This window comes from Brevibacterium sediminis (genome assembly GCF_024895295.1).
Classification (GTDB): domain Bacteria; phylum Actinomycetota; class Actinomycetes; order Actinomycetales; family Brevibacteriaceae; genus Brevibacterium; species Brevibacterium sediminis.
In genome coordinates this window covers 183,446-202,356 of sequence record NZ_JAHQRN010000006.1, presented here as the reverse complement: position 1 = coordinate 202,356, position 18,911 = coordinate 183,446, and the positions used below count along the sequence as shown (strand labels likewise).

General features: G+C 66.1%; 14 protein-coding genes. 10 read left to right on the top strand and 4 right to left on the bottom strand.

What is annotated here, in order from left to right:
- Positions 1–1,362, top strand: coding sequence for a benzoate/H(+) symporter BenE family transporter (locus KTJ89_RS15070; protein WP_259358314.1), 1,362 nt, complete (start codon positions 1–3; stop codon positions 1,360–1,362).
- Here the strand turns inward: KTJ89_RS15070 and KTJ89_RS15065 are convergent.
- Positions 1,299–2,543 (bottom strand): CaiB/BaiF CoA transferase family protein, encoded by a 1,245-nt coding sequence (locus KTJ89_RS15065; RefSeq protein ID WP_259358313.1) that lies wholly within the window; start codon positions 2,541–2,543, stop codon positions 1,299–1,301. The two genes, KTJ89_RS15070 and KTJ89_RS15065, sit on opposite strands and share 64 nt — an antisense overlap.
- A complete protein-coding gene (locus KTJ89_RS15060) occupies positions 2,540–4,363 on the bottom strand; it encodes an acyl-CoA dehydrogenase family protein (RefSeq protein ID WP_259358312.1) in 1,824 nt (607 codons plus the stop codon). Before KTJ89_RS15060 ends, KTJ89_RS15065 begins: the two co-directional genes overlap by 4 nt.
- Before the next feature lie 89 nt (positions 4,364–4,452).
- On the opposite strand from KTJ89_RS15060, the gene KTJ89_RS15055 reads away from it, so the two are divergent.
- Complete coding sequence (locus tag KTJ89_RS15055; protein ID WP_139906688.1) at positions 4,453–5,355, top strand: LysR family transcriptional regulator; 903 nt, start codon at positions 4,453–4,455, stop codon at positions 5,353–5,355.
- Between the two features lie 399 nt (positions 5,356–5,754).
- Positions 5,755–7,290 (top strand): MFS transporter, encoded by a 1,536-nt coding sequence (locus tag KTJ89_RS15050; RefSeq protein ID WP_172172545.1) that lies wholly within the window; start codon positions 5,755–5,757, stop codon positions 7,288–7,290.
- Positions 7,291–7,489: 199 nt separating this feature from the next.
- Here the strand turns inward: KTJ89_RS15050 and KTJ89_RS15045 are convergent, their stop codons facing one another.
- Both KTJ89_RS15045 and KTJ89_RS15040 read right to left on the bottom strand, forming a co-directional pair.
- Positions 7,490–8,272, bottom strand: coding sequence for a CoA-transferase subunit beta (locus KTJ89_RS15045; protein WP_259358311.1), 783 nt, complete (start codon positions 8,270–8,272; stop codon positions 7,490–7,492).
- Complete coding sequence (locus KTJ89_RS15040; protein WP_139906686.1) at positions 8,269–9,213, bottom strand: CoA transferase subunit A; 945 nt, start codon at positions 9,211–9,213, stop codon at positions 8,269–8,271. Before KTJ89_RS15040 ends, KTJ89_RS15045 begins: the two co-directional genes overlap by 4 nt.
- Positions 9,214–9,323: 110 nt before the next feature.
- On the opposite strand from KTJ89_RS15040, the gene KTJ89_RS15035 reads away from it, so the two are divergent.
- From KTJ89_RS15035 to KTJ89_RS15005, 7 genes are all read left to right on the top strand, one after another.
- Positions 9,324–10,217 (top strand): LysR family transcriptional regulator, encoded by an 894-nt coding sequence (locus tag KTJ89_RS15035; RefSeq protein WP_259358310.1) that lies wholly within the window; start codon positions 9,324–9,326, stop codon positions 10,215–10,217.
- A 274-nt stretch (positions 10,218–10,491) separates the two neighbouring features.
- Positions 10,492–11,715, top strand: coding sequence for an acetyl-CoA C-acetyltransferase (locus KTJ89_RS15030; protein WP_181273919.1), 1,224 nt, complete (start codon positions 10,492–10,494; stop codon positions 11,713–11,715).
- 218 nt (positions 11,716–11,933) lie between these two features.
- Positions 11,934–13,076 (top strand): CaiB/BaiF CoA transferase family protein, encoded by a 1,143-nt coding sequence (locus KTJ89_RS15025; protein WP_259358309.1) that lies wholly within the window; start codon positions 11,934–11,936, stop codon positions 13,074–13,076.
- Between the two features lie 141 nt (positions 13,077–13,217).
- A complete protein-coding gene (locus tag KTJ89_RS15020) occupies positions 13,218–14,357 on the top strand; it encodes an acyl-CoA dehydrogenase family protein (protein ID WP_259358308.1) in 1,140 nt (379 codons plus the stop codon).
- A gap of 241 nt (positions 14,358–14,598) precedes the next feature.
- Positions 14,599–16,029, top strand: a complete 1,431-nt coding sequence (locus tag KTJ89_RS15015; protein ID WP_259358307.1) for a purine-cytosine permease family protein — start codon at positions 14,599–14,601, stop codon at positions 16,027–16,029.
- A gap of 444 nt (positions 16,030–16,473) precedes the next feature.
- A complete protein-coding gene (locus KTJ89_RS15010) occupies positions 16,474–17,907 on the top strand; it encodes an Nramp family divalent metal transporter (protein ID WP_259358306.1) in 1,434 nt (477 codons plus the stop codon).
- Complete coding sequence (locus KTJ89_RS15005; protein ID WP_259358305.1) at positions 17,907–18,851, top strand: phosphoglycerate dehydrogenase; 945 nt, start codon at positions 17,907–17,909, stop codon at positions 18,849–18,851. Before KTJ89_RS15010 ends, KTJ89_RS15005 begins: the two co-directional genes overlap by 1 nt.
- Positions 18,852–18,911 lie beyond the last annotated feature (60 nt).

Here is an 18,911-nt window from a genome sequence, read left to right as displayed (position 1 = left end):
ATGCACGAGAACCAGCGAATAGCCCCGGTGGGTGAGTCCCAGAGCGGGACCGCCTCGGCGAGATCGGCTGCTGACCATGCCGCCTCGACACGACGCGAACCGCTGCTCGAGCGACCTGGCACTCGGATGCCTCGATGGAGGGAATTTCGGCGCGACATCAGCGTCGAATTCTGCCTGAATGCCCTCGTCGGCCTGATCTTCGGCATCACCGGACCCATCGCGGTGACGATGGCTGTGGGACTGGCGGGCGGCCTCAGCGATGCCCAGCTGTCGTCATGGGTCTTCGGGATCTTCCTCTCGGCGGGCTTGGCCACGCTGGTCATGTCACTGATCTACCGGCGCCCCCTGGGTTTCGCCTGGTCGATTCCTGGCACCGTTCTGCTCGGCCCATCGCTGCAGCACCTGAGCTTCGGCGAGGTGGTCGGCGCGTTCTTCGTCGCCGGCATACTGACCTTGGCCCTGGGCATGAGCGGCCTGGTCAGAAAGGCGATGGCAGCCATTCCGCCGCCGATCGTCATGGCCATGGTGGCAGCGCTGTTCCTGCGCTTCGGCACCGACATCGTCACCTCGGGGCAGGCGACACCGGCGATCGTCGTTCCGATGATCGCCGCGTTCATCGCCCTCACAGCGCTGCCCGGACTGGCTCGGTTCATGCCGCCCGTCCTGGGCGCACTCATCGTCGGATTCCTCGCCGTCGTCGCCCTCGGACAGCTGGACCTGTCATCGGGCGGCCCCGTCCTCGCCCACCCGGTCTTCACGACTCCCGAGTTCACGTGGGCGGCCCAACTCGAACTCGTCGTCCCGCTGACATTGACCGTCCTGGTCGTCCAGAACGGGCAGGGCGAGGCCGTGCTGCGCCACGCCGGACATGCCACTCCGGTCAATGCCTCGGCGGTGACCTCGGGAATCATGTCGGTGGTCAATGCCTGCTTCGGCGCGGTCTCCGCCTGCCTGACGGGACCGACGAACGCCCTGCTCACGTCCTCCGGAGAACCGAAGCGCCAGTACTCGGCAGCGGTCGTCTATTCGTTCCTCTGCTTCATTGCTGCCCTGTTCTCCCCGCTCGTCACGCGCTTCATGCTCGGCACGCCCGAGGCCTACATCCTCGCTCTCGGGGGAATGGCGATGCTGGGAGCTCTGCGGCAGGCGTTCGTCTCCGCGTTCTCCACTCGTTTCACGTTCGGGGCACTGGTGACCTTCGTCGTCACGATCGCCGAGTTCGACCCGTTCAACATCCATGCGGCCTTCTGGGGAATCCTGTTCGGCTGCATCGCCTCGCGCTTCCTCGAGCCGGGAGACTACCGCGCCGCTGAGGCTGCCCGGTCGCGGGACGATGCTGCTGCGAAGTCCTCGAACGGCTGATTCCGGGCCACCGCGTGCGGGTGCCCTTCAACCTCCGCGCCATACTGCCCTTCGCCATCGTCCCCGCCGGCGACCTCCGCAACCCGCTGCACCGGCGAGATCCGGTAGCTGGCCGGAGTCCGGGCGAGCTTGATCGGCGAGGCCACCCCGCGGTAGCCGTCGCCCATCTCCACGACCATCTCGCGGTGCGCGGTATGCGGGTGTTCGACCACCTCGGCGGCATCGAGGATCGGACCGGCGGGCACGCCGATGCTCATGAGCTCCTCGGACAGCGCCTCCGCCGAAGTCGACACCATGAGCGCTTCGAGCTCGGTCCGCAGCGCATCCCTGTTGCCCAGACGCGCGGCGTTATCGACGAACCGCGGGTCCTCGGCGAGCCCCGGAGCACCGAGGTGGTCGACGAGCTTAGCGAACTGCGCGTCGTTTCCGGCGGTGATGAATACCTGCCCGGCCCCGGTCGCGAACGCCGAATACGGGGCGATGTTCGGATGGTCGTTGCCCGACAGCTTCGGCACGGCCCCACCGCCGAAGAAGTTCGGCAGGTGCGGATGCATGACGGAGATCCCGCAGTCGAACAGCGTCGTCTCGACCCGCTGACCGCGCCCGCTGGTCACCCGTTCCTGCAGCGCCATGAGCACGCCGATGGCCGCGTTCAGCCCGGTGACCATGTCGACGGCGGGCATGCCGATGCGCATCGGCCCGGTCGACTCGTCCCCGTTGACCGACATCAGACCCGACATCGCCTGGATGATCGCGTCGTATCCGGGCCGTCCGCCCAGCGGACCGTCATCGCCGAAACCGGTGATGGACGCGTGCACGAGGTGCGGGTAGCGGTCCGGAATGTCCGACACCGGATCGAGCCCCCACTTCGCCAGGGTCCCGGTCTTGAAATTCTCGACGAGCACATCGGCCCCGGCCAGCAGCCCGTGCAGCGCCTCCTGTCCCTCCTCGGTGCGCAGGTCGAGGGTGATCATCCGCTTGTTCCGGTTGATCCCGGCGAAGTAGCTCGACACTTCCGGCGCCACGAAAGGCGGCCCCCAGCTGCGCGTATCATCGCCGGCCGGAGGTTCGACCTTGATGACCTCGGCACCGTGATCGGCCAGGATCTGCGTGCAATAGGGCCCGCCGAGGATGCGCGAGAGATCGATGACCGTGATCCCGGCGAGTGCTCCCGCGCTCACTGCCCGCTCCCTCCGGAACGCGCAGTTCCATCCTCGGCGGACTGAGCTGCTCCACCTTCGCCGAGGATCTCCTCGACAGCCGCGAACGCTTCGTCCCGGCCCATACCGACACCGTCGATGAGGGCGTCGAGTACGGCGTCGTCTTCGACGACCGGGACGAGCGGGTTCTGCGGCATCAGCTTGTGGCGCAGTACCAGTGCGGCGATGACGATGCGCGACCAGTCGCCGCGGCTGTCTCCGATCCGCGCGCCTTCCGAGGCCATGATGGACGCGCACACGAGGTTGTAGGTCGCGGTCGCGAGCTGACGCACCCGTGCCTGCTCAACACCTTCGGGCGTGGACTCGAGCGCGTGCAGCAGCGTCGAGCTCAGCGATTGGATCTGGCTGCGGAACGCGGCCGGGAGGTCGGCCGCCTCGGCGATGAGCGTCTCCAGGTGCAGGAACAGCGGTTTGAGTGTGCCCGCCCGGTGGGCGGCGCGGATGACGTCGAGGGCGACGATGTTCGAGGTGCCCTCCCAGATCGATCCGAGCTGGGAATCGCGGAAGACGCGGGCGTCGCCGTATTCCTCGATGTAGCCGACTCCGCCGCGGATCTCCATCGCGTCCGCGGTGACCTTGCGGGCGTCGCGGGTGGCGCGGAACTTGATGAGCGGGGTGAGGATGCGCAGAACCGAGGCGGCTTCGGCGTCACCGGCATCGGCCCGGGCGAAGACGTCCGCCGTGTGCAGGGAGATCGACAGCGCCTGTTCCGTGGTCGTCATGATCTTCGCGAGCTGGCGACGCTGCAGGGGCAGCTTGCTCAACGTCGAACCGAAGGCTTCGCGATTGCGGCAGATGAACTTCGACTCACCGAAGGCCCGCCGCATGAGGCCGGCCGCGCGCACGGCATTGGACAGGCGAGAGGAGTTGACCATATCGGCCATCTGCACGAATCCGCGTCCGATATCGCCGACGAGGTAGGCCGTCGCTCCCTGCAGGCTCATCTCGCCGCTGGGCATCGACCGGGTGCCGAGCTTGTCCTTGAGGCGGACGATGCGCATGGAGTTCGGCGAACCGTCCTCAAGAGTGCGCGGTAAGAGGAAGAGTCCGATGCCTTTGATTCCGGGCAGTGCACCCTCGGGGCGAGCGAGGACCATGGCGAGCTCGGCGTCGGCGTTCGAGCAGAACCACTTCTCACCGGTCAGCGCCCAGGTGCCGTCGCCGTTGTCGACCGCCGTGGTCGTCGCACGACCGACGTCGGAGCCGGCGTCCTGTTCGGTCATGAACATCGCGCCCTGGGTCAGGGTGTCGACATCGGTGCTCGTCAGTCCGCCGATGAAGCGCTCGACGAGTTCGGGTGAACCGTACTTGCGCAGGGTGCGGGTGAGCGAGTCGGTCATGTTCACCGGGCACAGCAGCCCGAATTCCGCCTGCGTGAACAGGTAGACGAGGAGGTATTTGACGATCGGCGGCATCGGTTCGTCCCAATCGAGGACACCGGGCCGGTGGCTCATTGCGGCCAGCCCGAGTTCGCCGAAGGCGACTTCCTGCAGGCGCCGGTAGGCCGGATGGATCTCGATCGACTGCTGATCGGCGCCGTTGCGGGTGCGGTGCTTGAGCACCGGAGGGTTGACGTCGGCATCGTGAGCGAGGTCGTCGAGCTCTCCGCCGAGGCGGGGCCCGAGGCCCTCGAACACCGGCCGGAGGTGCGCGAGCAGCTTCTCGTCTAGGTAGAGCGGCAGGAGGTCCTTCAGCGACCGGTCGTCGGCGAAGCGGTCGATGCCGTAGCTGTCCGGCACGGGGGTCATGGTCGTATCGGGCGACGAAGCAGTCTCACGCAAGATAATCTCCTTTGATGGTTTCTTCGACCGTATGCCCGAGAACCTGGGGCTGACAAAGACATTTCTCTTATCCCTGATAATCTTCGGTTATGGCTGAACCGAGTCTCAAGCGCCTCCAGTACTTCATCGCCTTGGCAGAGCACGGCAAGTTCCAGCTCGCCGCCGACGCGGTGAACATCTCACAGCCGGCGCTGAGCGCCGAACTCAAGAGACTCGAGGACTTCGTCGGCAAACCGCTGTTCCACCGCAGTCCCGTGACGAAGCTGACCGCCGCCGGAGAGGCGCTGCTGCCCTATGCGAAGTCCGCCGTCGGAGCCGCCCACCGTTTCAACGAATATGCGGCGGCCGTGAACACGGGGGCGCCGACGTCGATCTCGATCGGCACAGTGGCCACCTTCCTCCATCGCGGCCTGCCGCAGACGATCACGGACTTCTCCGCAGCGCACCCGGACATCCTCGTCACCACCGAGGAGGCCACCTCGGCGGCGCAGTCGGACATGCTGCTCGGCCACGACATCGACATCGCCTGCGGACACATGCCCCTCCAACATCCCGGCGTCGTCTGCACTCCGGCTGCCCGGGAATCGTTCTGGCTGTGCGCTCCAGCGGGCTCACCGATCACCACCATCGCCGAGGCGGTCGATTCCCCGTTCGTCATCTTCCGCAAGAGCGCGTCCCCGATCTATCACGACACCGTCGTCGGCATCTGCCGCACGCACGGCTTCGAACCGCAGATCCACCATCGGACGGCCAGCTGGTCGGCCGCCGTCGAGATGGTCGCCCACGGGCTCGGCGTCTCGCTTGTCCCCTCACCGGTGGCCCGCAGCTACCACGGCGATGAGCGACTGATCTTCACCCGGGTCGGCACTCGCCCGAATGCCCCGCAGGCGTGGATCACCGTCCGCCGAGAGGATCAGTCGACACTCATCGGCGACCTCGCGCTCGACCTCGTCATCGCCTCGGAATCACTCGCCGACCCGGTCGCCGACTGAGGAACCGAGCCTCGCCGCACGGACACTCCGGCCCGGCTGGAACCGGGCGGCCTCGCCCCGCCCGGTACCGCAACGACGAGCGAGCGCATCCGCTTCGCTTCACGCGTGGGCACGGCCGCCTCGGCGAGGGTATGGCCGCACTCTGATACACATCGCGCAACAATCCGCTACTCGACTACCGGTGCCAGTATCAGCAGAAATTCTCTCCTCGCGTCTTACGGCCCGGTAAGCCGCAGAACATAAGGGAACTCAGCTATAGCATCACTCTAGGTTATGACGACATAATCAAAAAGTGTTTGCGTGGCCCACTAGGGCAACTTACGGTGAACGAGCACCCATGCCACGTCAGCGACGCCTGGCATCGGTCGGCGCAATGACGCTCCACCTGAGAGGAATCGCATGTCTGATTCGGTCAACACCGCGAAACGCGCTCGCAAAGCCGGAATCGCATCATTCATCGGAACCACCATCGAGTGGTACGACTTCTACATCTACGGAACCGCCTCGGCGCTGGTCTTCGGGCATGTCTTCTTCCCCGACACCCTGCCTGCCGGCGTCGGCACTCTGCTCTCCTTCGTCACGCTGTGGGCGGGCTTCCTCGCTCGTCCGCTCGGCGGCATCATCTTCGGTCACTTCGGTGACAAGTACGGCCGGAAGAAGACCCTCGTCGTCACCCTCGTGCTGATGGGCGCGGCATCGTTCCTCGTCGGACTGCTGCCCGGATATGCGACCATCGGCATCGCCGCTCCGATCATCCTCACCTGCCTGCGCATCCTGCAGGGCATCGCGGTCGGCGGCGAATGGGGCGGATCCGTGCTCATCGCCAGCGAGAACGCCCCGAAGGGCAAGGGAGTCCTCTACTCGGCCTTCGCCCAGCAGGGATCACCGGCAGGAAATCTCATCTCCTCGGGCATGTTCTTCCTCCTCGCGCTGCTGCCGACTCCGCAGTTCCTCCTCTACGGCTGGAGGATCGCGTTCCTCGCCTCGATCTTCCTCATCGTCATCGGCCTCGTCATCCGCCTCAAGCTCGAAGAGCCGGAGAACATGAAGGTCGTGAAGAAGAAGGACGCCGTCGCCAAGGTTCCCGCCTTCGAGGCGATCAGGAAGCACTGGGTGCTCATCCTCCTCGGCGCTGGTGCGCTGCCGCTCATCCAGGTCACCTACCTCAAGACGACGTTCGCCACGGCCTGGGCCACGGACACCTCTCACTCTTGGGCGTACAGCTCGTCGACGTTCCTCGCCGTCGTCACGCTCGCGCTCGTCGTGCAGTTCATCGTCCAGCCCTTCGGCGCGATCATCCTCGACCGGGTCAAGGACATGCGCAAGGCGATCTTCTGGATCATCCTGCCGGAGTTCGTCCTCATGCCGCTCATGTTCTTCGCGATCGAATTGGGCCATCCCGGCATCGCGCTGGCAGCCATGGCCGCTGCGACTGTTCCGCACTCGCTGTTCTACGCCGGCATCGGCGGCATCATCGCCCGGGCGTTCCCCACGCGGGTCCGGTACACGGGCATCTCGCTGGCCTACCAGCTGTGTTCGATGACCGTCGGAGGCGGCACCGCTGCGGCCGCACAGTGGATGTACACGAGCTCGGGATCCATCGTTCCGGTGGCGATCCTCAGCGCCGGCTATGCGCTCGTCTCCCTCGTCTGCACGCTCATCCTGCTCAACAAGACCGGCTGGACGGCCAGCGAGAACTCGAGGGCCGAGGCCGCCGACGAGGAGGAGTTCGCCGCAGCTCTCGCCGCCGAGAAGGCCGAGCGCGACGCCGACCCGACGGGCGCGCCTGGTGCGACCGGTTCCAAGCCGGCCGCCGGTTCCGCTCCGGCCGCCGACTCCGCGGACGCGGTCGGCACGAGCCATTCCGTGTCGGCGGCCGACGCCACAGGAGCGGGTTCCGAACCCGCACCGGCGCGCGCTCCCGTCACTCCCTGAGGACTCCGCCTCAACAACGGTGCGGCCCCGAGTTCCTATTGGACTGGGGCCGCATCACGTTGTGTGGTCGCAGAACTGCGTCCCCGACTTCTTCCGCCAAATAGCGCCAGCAGCCCTGTTTACGACCAATAGCACTAGTTGCAACATGTGCTATCCGTCGTAAACAGGGCCGTTGCGCAGGAGTCAGCCCGCCCTCGCCTCAGCGCAGGTAGAGGCGGACCGTGTCGATCTCGTCGCGGAGCAGGCGCACTTCTTCGGCCGTCGGCGCTTGGGTCTGCGTGACATCCTCGGCGACGGCGAGGTCCCAGCCGGTCGCTTCCTGCACCTGCGCGACGGTCACTCCCGGGTGGACCTCGCTGAGTTCGAGCTCGCCGAGGCGCTCACGCCGCCGCAGGATCCCCAGTGGGGTGATGACGGTGGAGACTCCGAATCCGCACGGTTGGATGAAGTCCGGCTGCTCCGCCGCGCGCACGGGAGAGGCCGAGGTGACGAAGTCGAGTTCGGAGGGGAAGGCGGCCGGGTCATGGCGGCGGAGGACGACGAAGACCTCTCCGGCATTGGCCATGATGTCGGCGGCGCCGCCCGAACCGGGCAGACGCACTCTCGGAGAATCCCAGTCGCCGATGACGGTGGTGTTGAGCGAACCGAACCGGTCCACCTGCGCTGCACCGAGGAATCCCACATCGACGTTCCCACCTTGGAGGACGTAGCCGAAGAGGGCATGCATGCTGACGACCGCCTCGGCCCCGGAGACAACGACGGAGTCCGCGATGCCTTCGGCCATCGATTCGGGGTGCGCGCCGGCGACCCCGGATTCGTAGATGAGCTGGATGCTCGGATTGACCGTGCGGTGGGCGAGGTCGACGGCCAGCGTGGGCAGCCCGACGCCGGCGAAGACGGTGCGGCTGCGGGCGAGCATCTTCGCAGCCGCGCAGACGATGAGTTCGGTTTCGGTGAAGTCCTTCGCCGAGGCGGTGCTCACTTCAGGCTCCCTTCGCTCGGTTGCGTACGGCGTCCGTAATCGACCACGCCCGAGGGGCGCGGATCCACGAGCAGACCGCGGAGACGATCGTGACCGATCGATTCGAGGTACTCGGTATGATCGCGGGTCCTGCGCACATGGACGTCGAGCCACTCCTGCAGCCGGGCGGGGTCCTTCGAGATCGCAGTCCATTCGCGATAGAAGGCATTGTCGCGATCGTAGGAGCCCTGCACATAGGACGGGTGCGCCCCGGTTCGCACCTCGCACACCGCGTCGACGGCGTGAGCCGGGATGAGAGTGCGGTTCGGGTCGGAGCGGACGACCTCGTCGTCGACGATCTCCTCGACGGTGACGATGACATGGTCGGCCGCGTAGACGGCTTCCTGCTGAGTGCCGGTGATGCCCCAGATCTGGACGTTGCCGTGACGGTCGGCGCGCTGGGCGTGGATGATCGTGACATCGGGGTTGAGCGGCGGCACGACGTACGTCTTCTTGCCCGAATACGGGTCGACGACGGAGCGGATGTCCGGGTTGATGCCGGGGATGTCGGAGCCGACGAAGGAGCCGATCGGAGCAAACGGCAGGCGAGCGGCTCCGGCGTGATAGCGCAGGGTCATCGCGTGGTGTGAGTACTCTTCGACCGCGAGCGGCCGCGGGTCGGCCGATTCGATGCGGCGCCGCACCTCGTAGAGGCTGCCGGCCGAACCGGAGGCGAAGAAGGAGCAGACAAGGCGATCGACGCAGTCGGCGGCGATCATCATGTCGCTGAGCAGATCGGGGGTGAGCCGGCAGAAGGTGAGTCCGGAGATTCCCTGTCGGATGATCTCGTGTCCGGCGGCGAACGGGATAAGGTGGGAGAACCCCTCGAGCGCCACCGTGGCCCCGTCCTCGACGTAGCGTTCGATGGCCTCAGGCAGACTGACGACTGTGTCACTGTGCATGGTTCGCAGGCTATAGCAATTACCGAATTCCGCAAAATATCTCTGAGATTATTGCATATTCATGAAATAATTAAGACATTCGCCCGGACCGCCTGATACAGGAGAACACAGTGGAGCTGCAGCAGATCCGCGCCTTCGTCGCCGTCGCCGAGGAACTCCACTTCGGCCGCGCCGCCGAACGCCTCGGCATGGCCCAGCCCCCGCTGAGCCGCACCATCCGCTCCCTGGAGACCGAACTCGGCGCCTCACTGTTCCAACGCACGACCCGCTCGGTCAGCCTCTCCCCCGCCGGTGAGGCTCTGCTCGAACCGGCCAAACACATGCTCGCCACCCAGCAGGCCGCCATCGAATCCGTCCACCGCTCCTCCAGCGGCGAGGTCGGACGCGTGCGCTTCGGCTACTCGCATCCATCCTCCCGGGACCTCGCCGCCACCCTCGTGGCAGCCTCGCACGAACGCAATCCGGGCATCGCCTTCCACCTCGAGTCGACGGTCTATGCCGACGAAGGCCTCGAGAGGATCATGGACGGCACTCTCGACCTCGCGCTGGTCCGCTGGCGTCGGCGGCCTCCGCTCATCGCGGGTCGCCCAGTGGCGATCGAGCGCCCATGTGTCGCCTTGCCGAGTTCACATCGCCTGGCGAATCGGAAGAAGATCGACGTCGCAGAGCTCGCCGATGAGCCTTTCGTCCTTCTGCCCGCGCGCCCGAATTCGAACCTGCGCGAGACCGCCATGCGCCTATGCCTCGATGCCGGGTTCAGCCCGCGCACGGTCCAGGAGGCCCCCGACTCGCAGTCGATCTCTGCGCTCGTGGCCGCCGGAATGGGTGTGACGATCACGTTCGACTCCGTCGCCGCCGGCTACGACTCGCGGATCACCGCCGTGCCGCTCAATCTCCCGAACGAAGCTACCCAGCTTCACCTCGCATACCGCCTCGACCAACAGGACGCAGCCCTGAGCACGGTCCTCGATGTCGCCGAGGCGGTCCTGCCGACAGTCCGCTGAGCTCGGCCGGTCTCACCGCCGTTCGGAAAACCTCCACACCGCCGCCCACGCGACCGACCCCACCATCGTTCACCGCGCACGCGTCCACCGTCGGCACATCCGCCATCGGGGCGTCGGATGCCCATTCATTGAGATGACCTCTTGTCTCTCGCGATCTATTCGGATATGTTCATAAATCAGAATGTATTGATATCAGCATCGGCAGTGATGCCGAAGGGATCGATGCCTCACCGCCGCAGCAGGACGGCTCGATCACAACCCAAAGGGAGACTCTGTGTCCGAAGACATCGTCATCTGCGAACCTCTCCGCTCCCCCGTGGGCGGATTCGGCGGACAGTTCAAGAACGTTCCGCATGAGGAGCTCGGCCGACAGGTCCTCGCAGCTCTGCTGGAGAAGACCAACCTGCCGGGCGAGGCCATTGAGGATGTCATCCTCGGCAACTGCTACCCGCACATGGAGACTCCGGCGATCGGCCGCGTCGTCGCCCTCAATGCGGGACTGCCGATCACCGTTCCCGGCCGCCAGGTCGACCGTCGCTGCGGCTCCGGCCTGCAGGCGATCGCCGACGCCCACGCGATGATCTCAGCCGGTTTCGCCGACCTCGTCGTTGCCGGCGGCGTCGAGTCGATGAGCCGCGCACCGTTCTTCAACGAGGAGATCCGGTGGGGCGTCAAGGGCGGCAACATCGAACTCAAGGACGGTCTCGTCCGCGGCCGCCTCACCGCCGGCGGCAACGATTACCCGGTGCCCGGAGGAATGATCGAAACCGCGGAGAACCTGCGTCGGGAGTACAAGATCTCGCGGGAGGACCAGGACGCCTACGCCGTTGAATCGCATCGTCGGGCCGCCTCGGCGACGGAAGAAGGGAAGTTCGCCGACGAGATCGTGCCGATCACGCTGCCGGCCACCAGGAAGACCCCCGAACAGGTCATCACGACCGACGAGCACATCCGTCCCGGATCGACGGTCGAGAAGCTCGCGAAGCTCAAGCCGATGCTCGGGAAGTCCGACGATGAGGCCACGGTGACCGCCGGCAATGCCTCGGGCCAGAACGATGGTGCCGCGCTGTGCATCGTCACCACCGCAGCCAAGGCCGCCGAGCTGGGTCTGCGGGTCTTCGCCCGCATGCGCAGCTGGGCGGTGGCCGGAGTGCCGCCGAAGACCATGGGCATCGGCCCGGTCCCCGCGACTGCGAAGGCACTGCAGCAGGCGGGTCTCGAACTCGGCGATATCGACCTCATCGAACTCAACGAGGCATTCGCGGCGCAGGTGCTCGCCTGCACGACCGAATGGAAGCTGTCCGAATCCGACTTCGCCGAGCGTCTCAACGTCAACGGCTCGGGCATCTCACTCGGCCACCCGGTCGGCGCCACCGGTGGGCGCATCCTCGCCACCCTGCTGCGCGAGATGGATCGCCGCGAATCGCGCTACGGCCTCGAGACCATGTGCATCGGCGGCGGTCAGGGCATGGCAGCCGTCTTCGAACGCGTGGCCTGACAGGACGGCCTCGCCTGAGGCTGATCGACTCGAGGAGCCAGCAGCTCACCGCAGGCCGAGTGAAGGGCCGTCCGCGTCTGTCGCGGGCGGCCCTTCACGCCGACTCAAGCCACCCCAGGGACGGACCGCCCGTCAGCGCTCGATCCAGTCCGACACCTCGGACGAAATCCGCGGAGACCCCGTTGTCTTCGCCCAGGTCAGCGCCGAGGATGAGGAACATGAACGCAACGAAGCAGCTGCTGACCGGGGTTCGGGTCGCCGATTTCTCCCGAGTCCTCGCCGGTCCCTACGCCACGGCGATGCTCGCCGATCAGGGCGCCGAGGTCATCAAGATCGAGATGCCCGGCCACGGGGACGATTCCCGACATCTCGGACCCTTCACCGAATCCGGGTCGACTTACTTCACCGGACTCAACCGCGGAAAGCGCTCGATCGAGGCCGATCTCAAGGACCCGGAAGACCACGCTCGACTGCTCGATCTCATCGCGAGCTGCGATGTCGTCGTCGAGAACTTCCGGCCCGGCGTCGCCGCGAAGCTCGGCCTGTCCTATGAGGACCTCAAGGCCGTCAAACCCGATATCGTCTACGCGTCGATCTCCGGCTTCGGACAGCACGGCACCCAAGCCAAACGCCCCGCCTACGACACGGTCATCCAGGCCCTGAGCGGCCTCATGGCCTCGACCGGCTTCCCCGACGGCTCCCCCACCCGAGTCGGCGAATCCATCGCCGACGTCTCCGCCGGAGTCTTCGCCGCCTTCGGCATCTCCTCGGCGCTCTTCCACCGCCAGACGACCGGCGAAGGTGCCCATATCGACATTCCGATGCTCGACGTCATGCTCGCCATGCAGCCGACGAACGCATCCCTCCACTCCGCTGGATCCGCCCCCACCCGGGTCGGCAACCGCCACCCCGTCTCGGCACCGTTCGACACCTATCGCGCCGCCGACGGACTCCTCGTCATCGCCGTGGCCAACGACCGGCTCTTCGGTACTCTTGCCCAGACCCTCGGCAAGCCGGAGCTGGCCACCGATCCGCGCTTCGCCACCGACGCTCATCGGTCGGACAACGACGACGCGCTGCGCATCGAGATCGAAGAATTCACCACCGGGCGCACCGTGACCGAGCTGTGCGAGATCTTCGATGCCGCCGGAATCCCGAACTCCCCCGTCCTCGATTTCGCCGAGGCGGTCACCGGCCCCATCGGCTCCGATCGCGATCTCACTGCCACCGATCCCCGGTCCGGACACGCCTTCCTCGGCCACCCGCTCCTTGTCGACGGCACCCGCCCGGCGTCCGCGCTTCCGGCGCCCCGCCTCGGCGAACACAACGCCGACTTCGCCGCACCCACCGACGCACCCTGACCTGACCGGCTGGCGCCAATCTCGCCGAGGCGGCGCACTCCGCACGAATCCCCTGGCCTCTCCGTCGGGATTCCCCAATCTTCACGATCCGGGTCCCGTCCAATTCCATCGAACCGATCCCCATTGCAAAGGAGCACTCTTATGGCCTTCGACATCACCGCCGATGAACAGGAACTCGTCGACGCCGTCGTCTCGATCAGCAAGGACGTCCTCGTCCCACAGGCCGCGGCCGCCGACGCGAACGAACGCGTCTCCGACGAAACCCTGAAGACCCTCGCCGAGGTGGGGGTCATGGGGCTCAACCTGCCCGAGGAATTCGGCGGGCCCGGCGTCGGTTCGGTGGCGATGAGCCAGATGGTCGCCGCCATCACCGAGGCGTGCGCATCGACCGCGTCGATCGTCACCGCGCAGTTCCTCGCCACCGACTCGATCCTCCTCGGCGGCACCGATGCACAGCGCGAAGCGTGGCTGCCGCGGGCCGCTGCCGGCGAGGTCATCGGTGCCTTCGGGCTCACCGAGCCGGGTGCCGGCTCGAACCCGGCGGAGATGTCGACGAAGGCCACACGGGTCGACGGCGGTTGGCACCTCAAGGGCACGAAGTGCTTCATCACCAACGCCGGCTTCGCGGACTTCATCATCGTCTATGCGAAGACCGACGTCGATGCCGGCCACAAGGGCATCAGCGCATTCATCGTCGACACCGCGGCCGCCTCGGCGGGGCTGGATTTCAATCCCCCGGAGAAGACGATGGGCCTGCGCGGCAGCCCGGTCTTCGAATTCGTCATCGACACGGTCGTCCCCGAGGATGCCCTCCTCGGGAACGCAGGCGAGGGCTTCACCACGGCGATGCGCGTGCTCGACCGTGGTCGCATCGAGGTCGCGGCGATGAGCCTGGGAATCGGCAAGGCCGCTCTCGACGCCGCCGTGGATTGGGCGGGCGAGCGCAAGATCAGCGGGAAACCGCTGGGCCGCCTGCAGGGCATCGCGTTCAAGCTCGCGGACATGTACACGAAGTACCGGTCGGCGTGGCTGCTGACGATGGACGCCGCCGAACAGCGCGATTCGGGGGTCGATTTCACCCGGTCTTCGGCCACGGCAAAGCTCGCCGCCTCCGAGGCGGCCGCCTTCATCGCCGACGAAGCCCTGCAGATCCACGGCGGCTACGGCTTCACCCGGGACTTCCCGCTCGAACGCTACGTTCGAGATGCCCGAATCTACCGCATCTACGAAGGCTCGTCGGAGATCCAGCGCACGATCATCGCGCGCTCTCTGTCGAAATAGCGGCCGGTGCGGCCGGGAGACCGGGCGCGAAACAGCACCGAAACGTGTCGGAGTCTACGATCGGCACGGTATCTGAGGGCGAGTCGGTCGCTCCTCGGACCCCCGCTCCGATGTCCGGACATTCCGGGCCGCCTCGGCGAGATTTTCCGATATTTCGGACAGAAAGTGTGATCTGGACCTCGTCGGGTGTTGTGCAGTGGTGCCACACTGAACCAGGTCCATCAGTTCAAAGGAGACAATCATGGCTAGTACGACCAATTCGGGGATCGAGAAGCGGTCCATCGAGATGGTGCCTGACGCCGAGCGTCACGGAACGCCACGTTCCCAGTTCACTCTGTGGTTCGGCGCCAACACTCAGATCACTGCGATCGTCGACGGGGCTCTGGCCGTCGTCTTCGGTGCCGACGCGCTGTGGGCCATCATCGGCCTGCTCATCGGCAACATCATCGGCGGAATCGTCATGGCGCTGCACTCGGCGCAGGGTCCGCAGCTGGGTCTGCCGCAGATGATATCCTCGCGTGCCCAGTTCGGCATCATCGGTGCGATCATCCCGCTCGTGCTCGTCGTGCTCATGTACATCGGCTTCGCCTCGACCGGAGCGGTCCTGTCCGGCCAGGCCGTCAACCTCATCATCGGCGTGCAGACTCCGTGGATCGGCATCGTCATCTTCGGCGCACTCACCGCCCTGGTGGCCCTGCTGGGATACAAGTACATCCATGTGCTCGGGCGGATCTCCTCAGTGACGGGCCTGCTCGGCTTCCTCTTCATCACCTACTGCGTCATCACCCAGGTCGATGTCCCCGGACTGATCTCGGGTTCGTCGTTCGCCTTCCCCGCCTTCCTCTCTGCGATCGCCCTGTCCGTGGGCTGGCAGCTGACCTACGGCCCCTACGTCGCCGACTATTCGCGATACCTGCCGCGGTCGACCCCGTCGTCGAAGACCTTCTGGTTCACCTTCGGCGGATCGGTCATCGGTTCGCAGTGGTCGATGACCCTCGGCGCGCTCATCGGGGCCGCCGCCATGACGGAGTCCGGCAATGAGTTCGTCGAGAACCAGGTCGCCTACGTCGGTGACATCGTCGGCGGCGGCGTCTTCGCGCTCCTCATCTTCATCGTCATCCTGCTGGGCAAGCTCACCGTCAACACGCTCAACGCCTACGGTGCGTTCATGTGCACGCTGACGATCCTCACCTCCTTCGGCAACAAGGCGACCATCCGCCGCTGGACCCGCGCGGTCTTCGTCATCGGCATCGTCACCCTCACCGTGCTTGTGGCGCTGCTGGCGTCAGCTGACTTCCTCGCGAACTTCAAGAACTTCGTGCTCGCGCTGCTCATGGTGTTCACGCCCTGGAGTGTCATCAACCTCACCGACTACTACCTCATCTCGAAGGACCGCTTCGACATCCCCGCCTTCTACGACCGTCATGGTCGCTACGGCAACTGGAACTGGCGCGCGCTTCTCGCCTACGGCATCGGCGTCGTCATCCAGATCCCATTCCTCGCTCAGTCCTTCTACACCGGACCGCTGGTCGCCAAACTCGGCGGCGCGGACATCTCGTGGCTCGTGGGCATCGTCGTCACCTTCGTCCTCTACTTCGTGCTCATCCGCAACCACGGAGTCGCCCCGAAGGAGACGATCTACCCCAGCCTCGAGGAACTCGAGCGCAAGTGAGCCCCGCCCTCACCGAGGCGGCGCTGCCCCAACCGGACAGCTGACCTCGGCGGGGTGGTTCCGCTCCTCCAACGGCCGTCGGCCGGCAACGTGCTTCGCTGCCGACCGGCGGCCGTCGTCGTGTCCCCTGTGGGTGGATCCACCTCGAAACCTGCATGAAAATCAGGGTGGATCCACCCGCAGGGGACATCAACGGTTCCCGCAGCGCGGCAGATCGGTCGCCGAAAGCTCTCCCCAATCAGATCGCCACTTCACGCTCACAACGAGCAATCGATCATCGTCAAACCCACCTCTCCTGCGCAGTTCATGCAATATTGTTGCGCAAATCACGCATTCGATGGCACACTTGCATGAGCCGTGCCGACCGGGCCGTCGTCCTTCGATTCGCCCCGAGACACCGGCACGATCACTGGACAGATCCACCATCGTGCAAGGAAGCCGAGTATGACCGCGCAGAACATCGACCGGGACGACCGCGCAGGCGCCGACGCCGCCGTCGACCCCTACCATCTCGACCCCAAGGACGTGCTCGAACCGCCCACGACCTTTGCGGGCAAGCTCAAGTACCTCGGTCCCGGTCTTGTCATCTCGGCCGCGGTCATCGGCTCCGGCGAACTCATCACCACCACGGCGCTCGGGGCCAAAGCCGGATTCGTCCTCCTCTGGCTCGTCATCATCTCCACCGCGGTCAAGGTTTGGGTCCAGCTCGAGCTCGCGCAGTGGACCATCCTCTCCGGCAAGCCCGCGCTCGAAGGCTACGGCCACGTCGGTCCCCGCCTCATCGGGCGTGCCGGGTGGATCAACCTGCTGTGGATCCTCATGGACTTCGCGAAGGTCCTCCAGCGCGGCGGCATCATCGGCGGTGCCGTCGCTGCACTGAGCATCATGCTGCCCGTCTTCGGCGAGCCGCTCTCGACTCCGTCTCTCGTCTTCTGGACGGTCGTCTCGCTTGCGGTCGTCATCGCCCTGCTCGTGACGAACAGGTACAGCATCGTCGAGAAGTTCTCCGTCGGCGCGGTCATCATCTTCACGGTCTCCACCGTCGGACTCGCAGTATCGCTGCCCTTCACCGACTTCGCCTACACCTCGGCGGACGTCATGAGCGGACTGACCTTCGCCATTCCCGCCGGCACCCTGGGCTTCGCGGTCGCGATGTTCGGCATCACCGGCGTCGGCGCCGACGAGATGACGACATACACCTACTGGTGCCTCGAAAAGGGCTACGCCCGCTACACCGGTCCGAACGACGGCACCGCGGAACGCGCCCGCCGCGCCCGCGGCTGGATCTCGGTGATGCGCACGGACGTGCTCGTCTCCTGGATCGTCTCGACTGTGTGCACGATGTCCTTCTACGTCATCGGCGCGGCCATCCTCCACCCGCAGAACCTCGTGCCCGAGGGCAACGACATGATCACCACGCTGTCGTCGATGTACTCCTCGACGATGGGTGAAGCCGGACACTGGATCTTCCTCATCGGCGCCTTCGCCGTCCTCTTCTCGACCTTCATCGCCTCGACCGCGAGCGTGCCCCGGCTGTGGACGAACACGGTGTCCATCCTCGGCGTCTTCGAATGGGAGAACACCCTCACCCGTGGCCGCATCATCCGTGTGCTCACCGTGGTCTTCCCGATCATCTGGGCACTGAGCTACCTCATCATCCAGTCCCCGGTGATCATGGTCCAGATCGGCGGTGTGGCCAGCGGCGTCTTCCTCGTCGCCGTCGTCATCGCCGTCTGGTACCTTCGCTCCCGAGAGGTGCCGGCCGAGTTCAAGTCCAACCACTTCTTCACGGTGATGCTCGTCTTCGCCTCCCTGGCGATCGGCCTGCTGGGCATCTACACCGTGTTCGAGACCTTCGGAATCGAGATCGGAGCCTGATGCGCCTCACCGTCCTCACCCCGTCCTTCGGCAAGCAGTCGAATACCCCTCGCGCTCGCGCAGACGAGCTCGGCCTCGACCTCGACTACCGGACCGAGAATCATCCCAAATCCGGGTCCGACCTCATCGAGACGATCTCCGGCGCCGAGGCGGTCCTCGTCGGTCTCGATCGGATCAACGCCGAGGTGCTCGCCGCCTGTCCCGACCTCAAGGTCGTCGCGAAGCACGGAGCCGGAGTCGACAACATCGACCTGGACGCCGCCGCTGCCGCCGGAGTCAGGGTCGTCAACACTCCCGGAGCGAATGCCGAGTCCGTCGCCGACCTCACGCTCGGGCTCCTCATTATGGGCGCCCGCCGGATTCGCGCCGCCGAGGATTCGCTGCGCACCGGCGAGTGGGGCGTATTCTTCGGTTCGCAGCTGAGCGGCAAACGCCTCGGCATCCTCGGCTTCGGCCGCATCGGGCGGGAGGTCGCGAAGCGTGCCGCAGGATTCGGCCTGAGCATCGCCGCATACGATCCGTACGTCCCCGATGAGGCCATCGCCGAGGCGGGGGCCGAGCCCCAGGACCTCGCCGAGGTGGTCGCAGGGTCCGACTTCCTCACCCTCCACCTGCCCGGTGGCGACGAGCCGCTGCTCGATGCCGAGCTTCTCGCCACGATGCCCAAGGGTGCCGGGCTCATCAACGCGGCCCGTGGCGGGCTCGTCGACGAGGCAGCTCTGGCCACGGCTCTTGAGTCCGGGCGGCTGTCATTCGCCGCCCTGGACGCCTTCGCCACGGAACCGCCGGCGGCGGACGATCCGCTGCTCTCCGCGCCGAATCTCATCGCCACCCCGCACATCGGCGCCTACTCGGATATTGCGAACGCGAACATGGGAACCTGGGCCGTCGAAGACGTCGTCCGGGTGCTGCAGGGCGAAGAGCCCCGCTTCCCCGTCGCCTGACCGATACGTCGATCAGCTCAGTTCCCCTCTGCGGCTCGGCTGTCGGCTCCGGCGCGTCCA